Below are 17,344 nucleotides of genomic sequence, written 5' to 3' on the forward strand. Positions count from 1 at the left end.
ATAATTGATTATTAGATTTTTATAATATTATTTTTTACTCCATTGTCCTGCATTTCAGGTATTGTTTCCCGCTTTTTTTTTAGCCTCTTCTCAACAGCGAGCGTGCATTTTTACATCGATAAATTTATTATTTGTTCTTTAAGACGACCACACTATGAAAGCACTTTACACTCCACAACGCAGCCTGGCTCAAGTAGCCAAAGTCATCACCATTGATACCACCGTGGTATAGCTTCCTGTGGCCGCCTTAAAGGCAGGTACGCATCAACTTTTAAGTTCCTGATAATTTAATTAATTGTTTCTCATGAAAAAATCTACAAAACTTTTGAAGTGGGCAATAAAAAGGATGCAGCAATGCCTCCATTTTTTGTTGCACGCTTTCTCCCCCATGTCTCCTGGGCATGCGCCGGAAAAACGGCCCATGAACACTGCTCTGCCCGGAGGCATTGCCGCTTTGTGGCATCGTCCACTCTGGTTGGGAGTCGTCCCACGCAGTAGCACTATGCAGCAACACCTAATGGCCTATCAGCACCACGCTGATGAAACAAGCGAGCATGACCAACTCATGCCTCGTTCTGCGCGGTTTAGCCTTGCTCCTGCCAAGTCTTTGATGACGGTGTTGAGCACGGCTTTTGTCGTTTTATTCCTTTTTTTAGCTGAAACAGCCCAGTCCCAGTCGGGTACAGCTTTCCGCGATTTTAACGGTGACGGCCTACAAACGGGGGCAGAGCCCGGAGTAGAAGGCATTATTGTCAAATTGTATGGCAACGCCGCCGCACCCCTCGCCGATCAATTGATTGGTACCACCGTAACTGCTGCTGATGGTACCTATAATTTTGCAACTTCTGTAACCAGTGGCCGGGCGGCCATTGCTGGTGAGAAACTGCGGGTCGAATTTGAAATTCCCGTATCACACGAATGTAACCTGGCCAATCCAGTGGACTATACCAGTGTTGCTGGTGCGGTTTACGGCTCCAGTGTACAATTCATCACGGGCCAGCAAAGCAACATCAATTTTGCCATCAACTACCCAGGTCAATGGGTAGAAACCAATAACCCGGACGTGTTTTTGCCCTGTTATTTCTTTGGGGACAACGTCAATGGGAATTCTGACATCAAAAATGCTGCAGGTTTGGTGCAGTACAAGTTTTTGGATAATGGGGTGCCTACCGGGCATTCCAATAGCACTGGTGCCAACCCACCAACAATGCTTTCAACTTATGAAGAAGTAGGAGCTTTGTACGGGGTAGCTTTTTCCCGTCAGGCTCAAAAGATATTTACTTCCGCAGTGATGCGGCGCCATAGCGCTTTTGGACCTTTGGGTTCGGGCGGTATTTATATGGTTGATCCTTATGCAGCAGGATCACCTACCTATAATTTTTTGGATTTGGATGCCATTGGTATTGCTACCCGTGGAGCAGGAGCATATCCTGCTAACCCTGGTAACAACACCAGTCCGGTGAGCACCGTGATTGGTACCAACACCGAAAGAGGTTTGAATTTGACTGCTTTTACCCCCAGCACCGACCTCGCGGCCGGCGACCAGGTGGGAAAAGTATCCATCGGCGACATCGACATTTCTGACGATGGTCGCTATTTGTATGTGGTAAACTTATTGGACCGCAGATTGTACGAAATTGATCTGGGTGATCCATTAAATCCAACTGCGCCAACTATGGCCGAAGTGGCTACCCGGGTACGCAGCTGGGCTATTCCAGATCCAGGTGTCGATGCCAAATCTGGTGAACACCGTCCCTGGGGTTTGAAGTTTTACCGGGGTAAATTGTTTGTGGGGCTTGTACTCAGCGGACAAGATGCAGCTGGTGAAGTAGTGAGTGACATCACCGCAAATGGCAACGGCGCTCAATTGCGCGGTTACGTGTATGAGTTCAACCCTAGTGGTGGTGGAACTTTTAATACAACCCCTTTACTCGATTTTAGTTTCAACTACGGCCGTGAACGCCCCTGGATTCCCTGGGGGTATAGCACGAACCCTGCGCATCCATCCCGCCACTTTACGGGAGATCAGCGTGAGGTAGCTGAACCCATTATCGCCGACATCGAATTTGACGATTCGGGCAGTATGTTGATTGGTTTGTTGGACCGTAAAGGCCATCAATACGCCATTAACAACAATGATTACAATGGCAATATTCGCGACTATGAATACTCCTCCGCGGGTGAATTATTGCGGGCTAATGTTACTGAAACGAATGGCAATTGTGTTTACTCTATTGTCACTCGTCCAGGTACCGCCGACTATTACAACGATAACCTGATCCACAGCGAATCGGTGCAAGGACCCCTCGCGGTATTGCCGGGCGGTGGTGATGCAATCGCAGTATGGTTGGACCCCATCCACATCCGTTCGGGTGGTACCATCCGCCTCAACAACACCACGGGTGCTCAAGTCCCTGGCTCAGCTTATGAGGTCACCGACGACCGCTTTACCACGGATGCGGGCATCGATTTTGATGCTACCCCCAGTAAGGCCAACGCTTTGGGCGACGTAGAGTTGAGTGGCTCTGTCGCTCCCCTGGAAATTGGTAACCTCGTGTGGGCCGACAAAGACGGCGATGGGGTACAAGACGGGGATGAAAGAGGCATCGCTGGAGTGACTGTACAGTTGTTGTTCAACAATGCGGTCATTGGTACCACAGTCACCAGTGCCACAGGCAACTACTACTTCAACGACGACAATGTTGGAGTTGGTTTGCGGCCTGGTGTCATCTATACCGTCCGCATTCCTGCTACGCAGTACAACAATGGCGGTGTCAACGGCACACCATTGCAAAGAATGGTACTGACTGGCTCCAATGTGGGTGGCGCAGGTTTGCCCAATTACAGCGACAACGACGCCGTATTGAACGCTGGTGTTGCTGAAATTTTGGTGACTCTTGCCGATTTTGGTCAAAACGACCACACTTTCGATTTCGGCTTTATTCCCGTTGATTATGGCGACCTGCCTGCTCCTTACCATACTTCAGTAGCCGACAACGGGCCATCTCACCGGATGGGGTCGGTTCTGAAACTGGGCGCTAGTGTAGACTACGACAGCAATGGTATTCCAGATGCTAATGCAACTGGTGACGACACTGAAGCGGACGATGCAAATGATTACGATGCGGGTGATGATGAAAACGGCGTAACCCTGCCCATGTTCATCCGCAACAAGTCAGAAAACCTGACGATTCCCGTGATGAATATGACTGGTTCTACTGCTAAGTTGGTAGGTTTCTTCGATTGGAATGGTGATGGAGATTTTGGCGATACCAATGAAATGTACTTCGTCAATGTAGCTAACAATGCTACCAGTGTGAACCTGACTGGGATAACCCCTCCTCCTACTGCTGTATTGAACCGCCCCATTGGTATTCGTTTCCGGATCAGTACCGATGCTGGGTTTGCAACAAATATGTCTCCAGACGGCCCACTGCCCGACGGGGAAGTAGAAGATTACGTAGCCACCGTAATGGCATTTGACTACGGCGACTTGAATGATCTTCTTGCGAATACGTCTGGCAATCCTGGAGCGCCCACTACTCCTGCAGACCACCGTACCCTGACGAGTGACAATGGCCCAAGCCACAAGCTGACAACCAACACGAATGGTGACCAGGTGATCTTGAAAATGGGTGCACTTGCAGATGACGAATTGGATGGACAACCTTCCGTAGACGCTGGAAAAACAACCGGCGGTGACGATAACAACTCTACACCAGTTGGCGGTGCCAATGACGAAGATGGTTTGGATGTAAGCAACCTACCTCTTTTCATCTTGTCACAAACTACCCAACTTCAGGTAGCTGTAATGAACATGACTGACCAGGATGCCAAGTTGACCGTTTACATCGACTTCAACAAAAATGGCGACTTTGGTGCAGGTGAAATGTTCTTTGTAACTGTTCCTGATGGAGCAACTACTGTAACTGTACCAATTGCAGTGCCACTTAATGCCGTGGTGGGACAAGATTTGGGCTTGCGTTTGCGTCTTGCTGATGCCGACGAACCCATGTCGCCCAACGGCCCTGCACAAAGCGGGGAGGTGGAAGACTACACCGTGCAAGTAGTTGGTTTTGATTATGGTGACTTGCCCAATACTTATGGTACAACTGATCCGAATGGACCAAAACACATTGTATCAGAAAGCCTGAAACTGGGTACTTGTGTTGACAGCGAAGTAAACGCCAACCCTGATCCTATGGCTGGATTGATGGGTGCTGGTGATGATGGCAACGCTGGCTTGGCCACCTTCGGAACTTGTGTCAATGGCGATGACGAAGACGGAATCCGCTTCCTCACTCCGATGGTTCCCGGCAACCAAGCTTGTATCGAAGTAACGGCCATGAATACCTCGGCTGGTGCTGCCGTACTTCAAATGTGGGTAGACTGGAATGGCAATACCATTTTTGACGCATCAGAGGCAGTTAGCTTCCTGAACGGCGGTGGCATCATTCCGAATGCAGGCATGTCTACTCAGACCTTCTGCTTTACCGTACCTGAAGACGCAACTTTTGCTGCGGGCAACGCTTTTGTACGTTTCCGTTTGAGCCCAACGGGTGGTTTGACTGCCAACAGCCAAACTGCACCAGTGCCTTTTGGTGAAATTGAAGATTACAAATTGCCACTGGGCAAGTTGGGTAATCTGGTTTGGGAAGATTACGACTTTGATGGTCAGCAAGATGCAGGTGAGCCTGGTATTGCCAATGTACCAGTTACCCTGACTTGGGCTGGTTTGGATGGCAATCTGGCAACTACCAACGACAATCAAGTCTACTCCACCACAACCATTGCCAACGGAACTTACTATTTCTGTGGTTTATTGAGTGACGAAACTTACAAAATCACCGTAATCGCCCCTGCGGATATGACGCCTACCCGCGCCAACCAGGGAGGCAATGACGTGATTGATAGCGATGGTACCATTACCGGAATGGATCTTACCATGGTGATGGAAACCGTGAATTTGGGGAATGTCCTGACTTTACCTACCGGTGAAAACGGTTTGCAGGACAGCCCGAATGCCCTGAATGGTTTCCCTGACAATCAATTCGATCAAACCCATGATTTTGGATTTGGTAGCCTTGATTATGGTGATTTACCACAAGATAAAAACTACAATACCACCATGGCCGAAGGTGGCGCAATCCACGCAATTACGCCTGACCTGCGCTTGGGTGCTACCGTTGACCGCGAACGCGATGGTCAACCAGATGCCAATGCGGGTAAAAACGGCGGTGGCGATGGCGCTGATGAAGATGGTATCAAATTCATCACTCCACTTGTACCTGGCTTTACGGCTTGTATTGAAGCGACAACGACCAATACCACTGGTGGCAACGCTTATTTGCAAGGGTGGATCGATTTCGACGGCGACGGCATCATGGAAGTTGGCGAGCAATTGACGCTGAGCAATGGTGGCCTGGTTACTGCCGGAACCCAAACTACACAATATTGCTTCACAGTACCTTCTACTGCCCTATACGATCGGGGTATGGCGTTCATTCGTTTCCGCTTGAGCAGCACTGGAGGTTTGGGTGTAGATGGACCAGATAAATTTAATCCAGCTTCACCGATGCCAATTGGTGAAGTGGAAGATTACAAACTGAATTTGGCCAAAGTTGGTAACATCGTTTGGTTTGACCGCAATGCCGACGGCATTCAGGATGAGTCAGAAAAAGATTACGGCATCAATGGCGTAATGGTAAGTCTGATTTGGGGCGGTGCCAATGGGGTACAAACGACTGATCCTGCTAACCTCGTTGGCGACGATCGACTGTATACGACCCAAACTGCTACTTTGGACAAATTTGGTAACCCTGTCGTAGGTGCTCCTGGCCCCGATGACAAGCGTGGTGAGTACTATTTCTGCGGATTGATTGAAGGTGATTACAAAATCATCGCCATGAATCCAACGAACATGGTTACGACTACCGCCAACCAAGGTTTGGAAGATGATCGCGACAGCGATGGGGATCAATCTCAAATTGCTGGTGCAAATAAATCAGTCGAAACCTTTACGATAGAGGACGTATTGGACAACCCAATTGGTGAAGACGGCATCGAAGATCAGGAATTGATCGATGGTTTCTCAACCAATGTGGTGAAAAACTTCCCCGATAACCAAGTTGACCAAACGATTGACTTCGGTTTCATCAGCCGCGATTTTGGCGACTTGCCAGAAATGCCACAAGGGGAAATGTTCCCAACTACCATCGCCAACAATGGCGCGACCCACACCGTACCTGATCCAACCCTGACTCCGGAGATCCCCTTGATCTACCTGGGCCCTAGCGTGGATATAGACGTAGACGGTCAGCCTGCGGCAATGGCTAACGGTGACGACAACAACGGCACTGACGATGAAAATGGCATCCGGGTATTGAGCCCAATGGTGCCTGGGTCAGAGTCTTGTGTAGAAGTAATCAGCAATGTACCTGCAGGCACTACTGCTTACCTGCAAGGCTGGATCGACTGGAATGGCAATGGCAAATTTGACGCCAACGAGCAAGTAACCACCGATCGTGCCCTTGTAAGTGGAAACGGCGTAGTAACCAAAGTATGTTTCAATGTACCAGCAGATGCTACCTTCAACGAAGGGATGGCCTTCATGCGCTGGCGGATCAGCACCATCCGTGGTCTTGGCTTTACGGGCCAGGCACCCGATGGTGAGGTGGAAGATTACAAGGTGAACCTGGCTAAAATTGGCAACCTGGTTTGGAATGACGAAAACTTCAACGGCCGTCAGGACGCAGGAGAAGAAGGCATCGCCGATCAGCCAGTGAATGTACTTTGGGCAGGTGAAGATGGTGACATCACCACCACTGCTGACAACAAGACCTATCCAACGGTAACCGACGCCAATGGTGAATACTACGTTTGTGGTTTGATCCCTGGCAACTATAAAATCATCGTACCCACACCGGAAGACATGACGCCAACCCGCGCCAATGTTGCTGGCAATACTGTTGATGTCATCGACAGCGACGGCAGCATTACCGGTATGGACCTGACGATGGTGATGGAGACCTTGACGATTGTGGATGTAACCAACTTGCCAACCGGTGAGAATGGTTTGGAAGATACCCCCAACGTAGTGGGCACCTTCCCCGACAATCAAACCGATCAAACCCACGACTTCGGCTTTGCTGGTCTGGATTATGGCGACTTGCCACAAGAACCACAGGGCGAACACTTCAATACCACCATGGCTGAAAATGGCCCGGTACACGTATTGGTGGATGAACTCGTATTGGGTAAATGCGCTGATGCTGAACGCGATGGTACTCCCGACGACGACGCTGGCGTATTCGACGGCAAAGACGGCGACCAGGGTGTTGGCGACGATGGCCGCACCAGCAAGTTTGGTGTAGGTGAGGATTGCGCCGACGACGAAGACGGTATCCGCTTCATCACTCCACTCGTACCTGGCTTTGACGCTTGTATCGAGGTGACTTACTCCGCCCCCGCAGGTGGCGCAGTACTGCAAGCCTGGATTGACTTCAACGGCAATGGCCTGTTGGAAGCTGGGGAGCAAGTTAGCTTTGTTGGTGGAGGCGCATTGGCTGCCGGTACCAATCAAGTGGTGAACCTTTGCTTCAAAGTGCCATCCAATGCAGTATTCAACGATGGTACTGCTTTCGTGCGGGTTCGTCTTAGCCCAACGGGTGGACTTACTGCCGATGGCCCTGCCAAGTTTGACGAAGCAACCATCGTTCCTCAAGGGGAAGTAGAGGACTACATGGTGAAATTGGCCAAAGTGGGTAACCTCGTATGGGAAGACCGCAACTGGAATGGCCAGCAAGATGACCTGGAAGAAGACCTGGGCATCAACAATGTAGTCGTTGCACTGGTGTATGCAGGTGCCAATGGTACCATTGAAACCTCCTTGAGCAATGTTAGCTTCCCGCTGACTGCTGTAGGTGACGACCGCATTTATTACGATACCACTAGCAATTATACCTATAAAGATGCGAGCACCAAGCCTGGCTTCTACTACTTCTGTGGTTTGATCGAAGGGACTTATGACGTAGTGGTTTTGGGACCAAAAGACTTGACGCCAACCCGTCCAAACCTCGTGACTAATTCACAGGATGAAGACAAAGACAGCGACGGCCTGGAAACTGCCCGCAACCTCACTACTCAACGGACCTTGTCCCACAGTGGCACCTTCACCATTGACAATCAGAAGGAAATCTGTGAGCAAGCCGAGGGTGAAGAAGGAATTGGTGACCAGGATCTGGCTAACCTCCTTGATGTAAACAACGTGGGTACTTTCCCCGATGATCAGGTTGATCAGCGTTTCGACTTTGGTTTTGTAGCCCTCGATTTTGGCGACTTACCACAGGAAACCGATCGCCCAGGGGTGAAGTACAATACGACCATCGCCGAAAACGGCCCTCGACACATTGTGAAACCTGATTTCTTCCTGGGTATGGTAGCCGACGCTGAGTTGGATGGCAACCCCGACGACGAAGCTGGCTCCAAAGCCTATGGCAACGACCAGGGAGATGATGCAACTGACACTGATCCAAACAGCTGGAGACAAGGCATGGGCAACGATGACGGCGACGGCATCCGCTTCATGACTCCGCTGATTCCGGGCTATGAGGCTTGTATCGAAATCAAGTATGCTTTGCCAGACAACTTCAATGGCCCTGATGGCTACTTGAATGCCTGGATTGACTACAATGGCAACGGTACTTTGGACGCAGGTGAAAAACTCGCCTGGACCAAACTGAACGGTGCTGCTGCTCCAATCGAACCCAATACTGGTGCACTTGAACTGGAAAAAGTATACATGACTCAAGGCAATGGCAAAGTAATCGTTTGCTTCAAAGTGCCTGCTGATGCGAAATACTTCGAGGGAGACATGTTCGCCCGCTTCCGCTTGAGTGAAAACCCACGTTTGGGCCCCGATGGAATTTTGGCTCCAGAGGCCAATTACACCGAAGGTCGTATCCCTTGTGGGGAAGTGGAAGATTACTACATGCCACTCTCCAAAGTGGGCAACCTGGTATGGGAAGATCGCGATTACGATGGTATCCAGGATATCAACGAACCGGTTATTCCTAAGGTGCCAATCAAGCTGGAATACGCTGGCCCTGACGGCATCTTCGGTACGGGTGACTTGGAGTTCATTTATCACGATACTACCGATGTAAACGGTCGCTACTATTTCTGCGGCTTGATTGGTAACCTGGATCCATCCGGAGTAGCTAAACCAACCTACCGCCTGATCGTGTCCGATCCAGAAGGGATGACCGCTACTTTCAACAATCCTGATCCATCCGATGATGCTTGTGTGAAAAACAACAGCAATGGCGACGATCTGCTGATTGATGACCGGATTACCCGCGATACCTTTATGATCTTTGATCCAATGGGCTTGTGCACCACCGAAGCGCATCCTAATGGCATCAACGACCAGACTACAGTTAACGGTTTCCCCGATAACCAATACGACGAAACCCGCGACTTTGGTTACGTTGGCTTCGACTACGGTGACTTACCCGTAGCTGGAACCAGCTACCTGACCTTGCGTGACTCTGTTTCTGCATTGTTTGCCAACAAATTTGGCCCACGCCATGCCATCCAGCCCAAGTTGTACCTGGGTGAAGGTGTCGACGGCGAGCTGAACGGCCAGCCAGATGCAGACGCAGGTAGCAAAAACGGTGGCGACGACGATGGACAAGGCAAGTTCAAAAAAGGCCTCACCACCGATGATGAATCTGGTGTACGCCTCTTGAGCCCAATGATCCCTGGAGAACTGGCTTACATCAAAGTAACCTACACTTCTCAGGATACCGCTGCCAACGCTGGCAATCCAACTGCTACTGGTTATGTAGATAAAGCTGCATACTTGCGCGCCTTCATCGACTTCAATGGCGATGGCGACCTGAATGATGCTTCTGATCTTCTGACCTTTGTTGCCTCTGGTACTAGCCAGTCTGCTTTGACAACCATTGCGGCAAACAATAACCCACTCATGCCCGGTGGTGTGAACCAAATGCAAGTGTTCGCCTTCCGTGTACCATTGGATGCCGTATACCGCGATGGAACAGCCTTCATGCGTTACCGCCTGAGTTGGGAAGTCAACGTTGGTCCAGACAATAATGCTTACCACACCACTACCTCGCCTTATGTGAATACTGCCTTGGCGTATCCACGTGGTGAAGTGGAAGATTATGCAGTGCCTATTGCTAAAGTAGGTAACCTGGCCTGGTTCGACCACGATGTGAAAGGTGACCAAAACGAAAACGACTTTGTAGATACCCTCCAGTTGGTACTGGTTTGGGGTGGATTGGAAGAAACCACAGGTAAATTTGATACCGTTGGGTACCAAAGCACCATGGGTTCTGCTGGAGCAGTGACCGATGTATTGTACAACCTGTCGATCGTACCACACCTCAATCCTGTAATGCCTCCTGCAGGCAATGATACCCCCGGACAAATCGTAAGAACGAATGCGCAGGGCTTGTACTCGTTCATTGGTTTGATTCCTGGTAACTACTATTTGATACCGAAGAAGTACCTCCAGCCAGACAGCGCTAGCTTTGTCAATGCCTGGCCTCGTCACCGCGTGTTGACCCTCAAGGACAACCCAGGGGTGAATGATCAGAATGACAGTGACGGCATGCCTGGAGCGCTGATCCGCTTCAACGATGGCAACAGTCGCGAACCAGAGGTATGTATTACCCCTCAACCTAAGGGTGAGCGTGGCAATCTGGATTCCCTGGATGCTGCGAACATGAAGCTGATGTCTGCCTATCCGGTTCCAGATAGTCTGTACAACCAAACCATCGACTTCGGCTGGGTAGACGAACCAAACATCGAAGCCAACCTGGACATCGTAGGGGTGAACTACCCAACGAGCCAGATCTGCGGCAACTTCAACGTGATCATGCACCTGTGCATGAAGAACCCACAAGAAGTGCCACTCGATAGTTTGCAAGCATTCTTGAACCTGAAAAATGCCTACGGTGATGCGCTGTACACCGCGACAAAACCAAAGGTAAGCATCATCGATAGCTCCTACGTGACTTCACCTGCCGGAGTGAAAGTGAAAAAAGCCATGACGGCGGCAATTGCTGCACTGAAGGTGAATTCCGCTTACGATGGTAATGCCAACACCAGCTTGTTGGTGCCAACGCAGGAAAACAGCAGCTTCTACATGCCTGGTGATTCGATCATCTGTGTACGCATCGAATTTGAAATTGATCCGACCAAGCCCAACAAATATCCTTGGTCTTCTCAAGCCAGTGTAACGGCCCGTGCGGTTGGATTCAACAAACAAACGGGTGCCAAGCGGCCATTGACTGACTACTTTGTGAAGAGCCCACGTTTTGGCAAATCCATCGTAGTAGGTGACTTGAGTGACGAGATTGACGATCCAATGAACATGATCGGTTTGAACTATCCTGATGGTGGCGATGGCATCGCTTTCGAAGGAATGGTGGCTGACCGTGGATTCAATGGTACTTATCTTGCACCATTCTCTGCACCAAACGTAACTGGACGTGACAAGTATCTTGATGAAAACGACAAGACGATCCAAAACGATGAGTGCTGGCTGAAAACCAAGTGGAACAGCGGGGTAAGAGACGTGAACATCCGTTTGGATGAAAACTGTCAAGCCCTGGTGACTGCCAGCATGTTGGTACCTGGTCACGAAGATGCTTGTGGATTTGACAAATATCCAGAAGGCAGCTATTACCGCGTGATCATCATCGACAAGAAGACAGAAAAGACGCTCTGGTCTTCCGCATGGCGGACACCATTCAACGCTACCGAATACCTTGGTCGGGAGCTGGTTTACGAAGTGAAAAGTGTGGCTAACCACTGTAACCCACTGTGGGGTCGCTTGAACTTCGAAGACAAGAGTGTACCTGTAGTAACTTGTCCACCGAATACCAGTAAAAAATACCCAAGCGGTACCTACACTTTTGTATGCACCGATGTGGATAGTGTACTCAACGTGAAAAAGTCCTGGACGGATGTGAACTATGCCTACTTCACTGGTCTGGCTACAGCTACCGACAATTGCGGCACCCCTGTACTGGACAAAGTGAGCGATGTATTGTCCATCTTTGCTGATTGCAACGAGCAAGCCGATCACGACTACGTTTATGCTCAAATTGCCAGAACCTTCTACTTCCGTGATGAGTTTGGCAATGTAGGCCACTGTACGCAGTACATCTACTTCAAGCGTCCAACGATAGTTTTACCGGATTGTAAGATCGAATTGCCTGCCAACCTTGCTGTTGGTGACAATGAACTGAAGCCAATTGACATGGTGAACAAGTACAAACTCCTGGAGTCTGTACCTTATTACCTCAATGGCGCGGGCAAACGCATCTACCTGACCGGTAAAGACTACTGCGGATTTGCAATGAATTATACCGATCAAAGTGTGTTCAACATCGGAGAGTGTGGTCGCAAGATCGTTCGCCGCTGGTCGATCATCGACTGGTGCTACGGAACTGGTGATGATTATCCAGACTACCTGATCGCTGATGGTGACTGCTACGCTGATGCTAGCTGGAACAACCACATCTACACCTGGGATCAAATCATCGTAGTAGGTGATGCTTCCGCGCCAGTGGTGAAAGTTAAAGACCTGGATCACGACAAATACATCGGAACAGGTTACGCCAATGCGCCTAAAGCGGATCCAAACGACGACAACCTGGCCAAAGGCTACGACGCTGGCGACGTACTGGAATACTCGGTTGGCCCGATGAACTGCGAAGCAAGCTTCCTGTTTAGCAAAGCTGACTTCATTGTAGAAGAAGCAAGCAAGTGGAACTTCAGCATCGTGGTACTTGAGCGCAAGCCAGTCTACGATCTGGACAGACTGCCAACTGGAGAATACGAAATGAAAACGCCACTGGGCGTAAAAGTTACTGGAGACAGTGATAAGGGTTACTCGATTACTGGTTTGCCAATGTTGAAAGACAGCGCTCGTGCTTATTTCATCCAGGTAACGGTTGCCAACGTATGCTACGGTTCAACGACCATTTTGGTTCCTATCCGCATCGTAGATCGGATCGCTCCGGTAATGGTTTGTGACGACAAGTTGGTCATCACTCGTGACAACCTGGGCAACGCCAAAGTAGCTGCGGCAGACGTAAACGAAGGTAGCTCCGACAACTGTGGACCAATTCTGTGGATGAAAGTTCGCCGCCCAGTGGGTGATTGTGAAGCATCGTTCATGCGGATGCCTCGCTTTGTGGACGCCAACGGCAACGGAAAGATTGACGCTTACGATCCAAACTCCACGAAGCCACAGGATTACATCGACGAAAACCGCAACAAAGTAGCGGATGAACTGGAATACTTCCGCATCTCTACTGCTGGTGCACTGATGTCGCCAATGTTGGATTCTGTACCCTTCTTCTGTTGTGACCCAGCCAGCGTAATGGTTGAACTCTGGGGCCAAGACTGGATGGGCAACCGCAGCTTCTGCTGGAACAACATCACCATCGAGGATAAAACACCACCAGTGTGTATCGCTCCATGGGAAGTAACCATCCACTGCGACGATAAGAACCTGGCATTCATCGATTCCAAAACCGCTTCAGCTAAAGTATTTGGCGATGTGATCATCTCCAGCGGTAACCTCTGCCTCTCGGTAGATACAACCTATACTGTAGTGAAAAACCTGAAGTGTGGTGCAGGAACGATTGAGCGGATCTGGACCATCACCAAAGAGACCGGTAAAGGCCCAGTCAGTGTGACTTGCAAACAAATCATCCGGGTTCTGCCTGTACGGGAATACAATATCTGCTTCCCTAAAGACGCGAACTTTGATTGCAAAACACCAATCATTGATACGGTTGTAACCGATGAATTGGCTTGCGATATCCTTGCTGTCAATATAAGTGACAAACGTTACGATGCTTCTAACGACGAATGTTACAAGATCTTCCGTACCTATACCGTGATCGACTGGTGTGCATACACCGATGTTTGTGGTGACCCAATGACGGAAGGCCATGTATACGTGGTAGATCGTGCTAATTTTGAAAACTACGGCAAAGCACCAATCTATGTACTGGTACGCGATGCCAACCGTGATCAAAACGAAGAGTTCTACCTGTCGAAAGACCTGATACCAAAGAATACCGGTGATATCCAGTTTACGCCACCGTTCTGCGAAGCAAGTGGAGAATACTACCACAGCTTCATGTACACCCAAATCATCAAAGTGTACGACAGCGAGCGTCCAGTAGTAACCGGTATCCGCGATACTTTCTGCACCAGCCCAGCGGCTTGTGTAGCCAGCGTGACCAAAGTAGTGACGATCAAAGACAACTGTACCGATCTGGTTGAATTGGAGCGTCAAATGTTGATGATTGCACCATTCCAGACCCTGGATGCTGGTAAGATGATCATGTATGCTACTCCACGCTGGAGCGTCAAAGAATTGGGCAATGGTCAGTTCGAAATCACGGTAAGCAACGTACCCGAAGGGTTACATGACCTGGTAGTAGTAGGTCGCGATGAATGTGGAAACCTGAGTGTAGCCACCCGGATCCCATTCGTAGTGAAAGACTGCAAGGCACCAGCACCGATCTGTATCAATGGCTTGAGCACCGAACTGATGCCCGACGGCAACGGAGCTGGTATGATGGCAGTGTGGGCTAAAGATTTCGTTGCATCACCGATCTACGATTGCAACGGTCAAGGTCCAGAGACGAAGGACGGCCTGAAGGTCATCACCAAGTACTCCATCAACCGTGTTGGCGAAACAGCTCGCCCAGACCAAACTGGCTTGACCTTGAACTGTAACGATGCAGGCAAATTAATTCTGGTAGAATTGCATGCCTGGGATGAAGCGGGTAACCACGACTTCTGCGTTACTTTTGTAGAAGTTCAGGACAACCGCGGCTTGTGCGAGCCTGGCAATATCAATGCTGGCGAAATCAGTGGTTTGATCACCACCGACGACCTGGAACCAGTACTTGGTGTTGGTGTTGATCTGAGTGGTGGCGCTCAAATGGCTTACAGCACCGGCAACACCGGCGGCTATACCTTCGGCAACCTGACCAAAGGCAGCGACTTCACTGTAACTGCTCAATTGGACAAGGATCACCTGAATGGTGTATCTACCTTCGACCTGGTACTGCTGCAAAAGCACATCCTTGGCTCACAGTTGCTCAATAACCCATACCGCTTGATTGCCGCAGACGTGAACAATTCCAAGTCGATTTCCACCCTGGACATGATCCTGATCCGGAAATTGATCCTGGGTATTGATACCAAATTCACAAGTGTACCGAGCTGGAAATTCGTTGATGCCAACTACCGCTTCTCAACTAGCGCCAATCCTTGGGCCGATTCCTTCCCTGAAGTGGTGAATGTGAACGACCTGGCAGGTAAGGTTAAAGCCGACTTCATCGCCATCAAAATGGGTGACGTGAATGGCAATGCCAGTGCAAGTGGTGCCATAGCCAGTGAAATTCGTGGGGCGAAGGACATGATCCTGAATACGGCCGAACAAGCACTGAAAGTTGGACAAACGTACGAAGTGCCTTTCCGGGCCAAAGACCTGGCGCAACTACAAGGCTTCCAGTTTACCCTCCAGGTAGCTGAGCAGGCCGAGATTGTAGGCCTGGATTACGGAGTGATGAAAGCTGAAAACTTTGGTTTGTTCCAAAATGAAGGCATCCTCACTACTTCGTTCCATAGCGTTGCTGCCTTGGCAGATGATGCAATCCTCTTCACCCTCAAGCTAAAAGCCAACAAGGCCAGCAACTTGAGCGAAGTATTGCGCATCAACAGCCGCCGCACGAACATCGAAGCCTACAACCAGAATAACGAAGTAATGGGTGTTCAATTGAGCTTTGGCAACAGCAGCAGCCACGATCAGGCGGCCTTGTACCAAAACACACCGAACCCTTTTGCTGATGCCACCTCGATCGGTTTTTACCTGCCCAGCGCAACCCGCGCTGTACTTACGGTGAGAGACGTAAAAGGTGCCTTGATTTACAAAGTGGAAGGCTATTACACCAAAGGCAACAACCAGGTGATCCTCAAACAGGAACAACTGCGAGCCAGCGGCGTGATGTACTACACCTTGGAAACGAGCGACTTTACTGCGACCAAGAAATTGGTCCTGATGAACAAATAGATTTTTTCATGATGATTCAGCTACAGTGGGGAAGTTGAAAAGCTTCCCTGCAATGTAGTATTGGGTATTGATTCTAAAAAGTTATTAGCACTATATACAGGGTGCTCCATATTTATGGGGCACCCTTTTTTTATGAAAAAATTTGCGAATAGTAAAAAAATATTACCTTTGCTACATTATTGACTAGGAACACGCCTTTTATATCTACTACCTTGTATCCCCTCTATAGTTATACTAAAGAACGCAAAACGCTGTAAGCTCCCTCAAAATGTGATTTTTTGCATTTAAAATTTCTGTGTTATGTCACTTGCGACATGGCAACAGGCACACACACCATTGTATAATTCAAATTCTCATGAAAAAAGCGCTTACCATCGACCGTAGGCGACAGGGGATCCTTTTGGGCTTAACTGAACAGCCTCAAAAGCAGCGTTTCTGTCTTTTACCACCGAGCTATTTACGGCTCCTGTCAAGTTGTGTTCTGCTCTTTTTGTTGGCTCTATCGCCTTCATTATCTTATGCTTATGGTTGTTTTCCGATTGCCCGTTGCACTTGGAATAGCCTTGAAGCCTGGTGCGGAGGGGTAATGCTACAATCTTACATTAGGGCAGAAGATGTAGTCAATATCCGACACAATATTCCTCATAACTTACCTAAATATCCAATTGTAAAAAGAACGATCAGTATCCGCCGCGAGTTCTCTAGCAAAAATGTTGTTGAAAAAATCTTGTCACGTAATATAACTGTTAAAACAAACTACTCGTCAAGTAAAACACCAAAAAAACTTCAAAAAACAGCACCCTGGGCGCTTGGTGACGCCTGCAATACCTTTCGTTGGAATGATGGAGAAGCCTGGTCGGGTTCAGCTTGTGTCGGTGCTGATGACGGTGAGGCACTTGGCGGAATTGTTCGCCTTGGCAAGGCTTCAAACACTCAATCCGGAGGTGATAACAATACTACCTAAGCCGCATGTCATGTGCTTGCAACTTCTTGCGGCATAACAACCCCAGTACAGCCTGATAATGGCAGGCGCAATTCAAACAATACTAACAGATTTCCACGCCATCATGAATAAATCATTTTCACTTTACACAAAATTTTGTAGCCGGGTATTTGCATTTTCACAGCAATTCGCATTTATACTGGTTACGTTGCTATCTCTTGTAGGTACAAGAACAGCCTTCGCGCAAAGCTTACCCACTCAAGAAT

The 17,344-nt window shown here is 49.3% G+C and carries 2 protein-coding genes; both read left to right on the top strand.

The window, feature by feature from the left end; translation table 11 throughout:
• Positions 1-304 precede the first annotated feature (304 nt).
• On the top strand, positions 305-16,135 hold the full coding sequence (locus tag ACO08K_RS16720; protein WP_421797552.1) for an SdrD B-like domain-containing protein: 15,831 nt from the start codon (positions 305-307) through the stop codon (positions 16,133-16,135).
• Positions 16,136-16,490: 355 nt separating this feature from the next.
• Positions 16,491-17,099, top strand: a complete 609-nt coding sequence (locus tag ACO08K_RS16725) for a hypothetical protein (protein ID WP_421797553.1) — start codon at positions 16,491-16,493, stop codon at positions 17,097-17,099.
• Positions 17,100-17,344 lie beyond the last annotated feature (245 nt).

Origin of the sequence: Haliscomenobacter sp., assembly GCF_965225875.1 — a bacterium.
In the GTDB taxonomy this organism is placed as follows: Bacteria; Bacteroidota; Bacteroidia; order Chitinophagales; family Saprospiraceae; genus Haliscomenobacter.

Coding starts and splice junctions, on each gene's coding strand:
- ACO08K_RS16720 (WP_421797552.1), top strand. CDS start 305: ATGAAAAAATCTACAAAACTTTTGAAGTGGGCAATAAAAAGGATGCAG.
- ACO08K_RS16725 (WP_421797553.1), top strand. CDS start 16,491: ATGAAAAAAGCGCTTACCATCGACCGTAGGCGACAGGGGATCCTTTTG.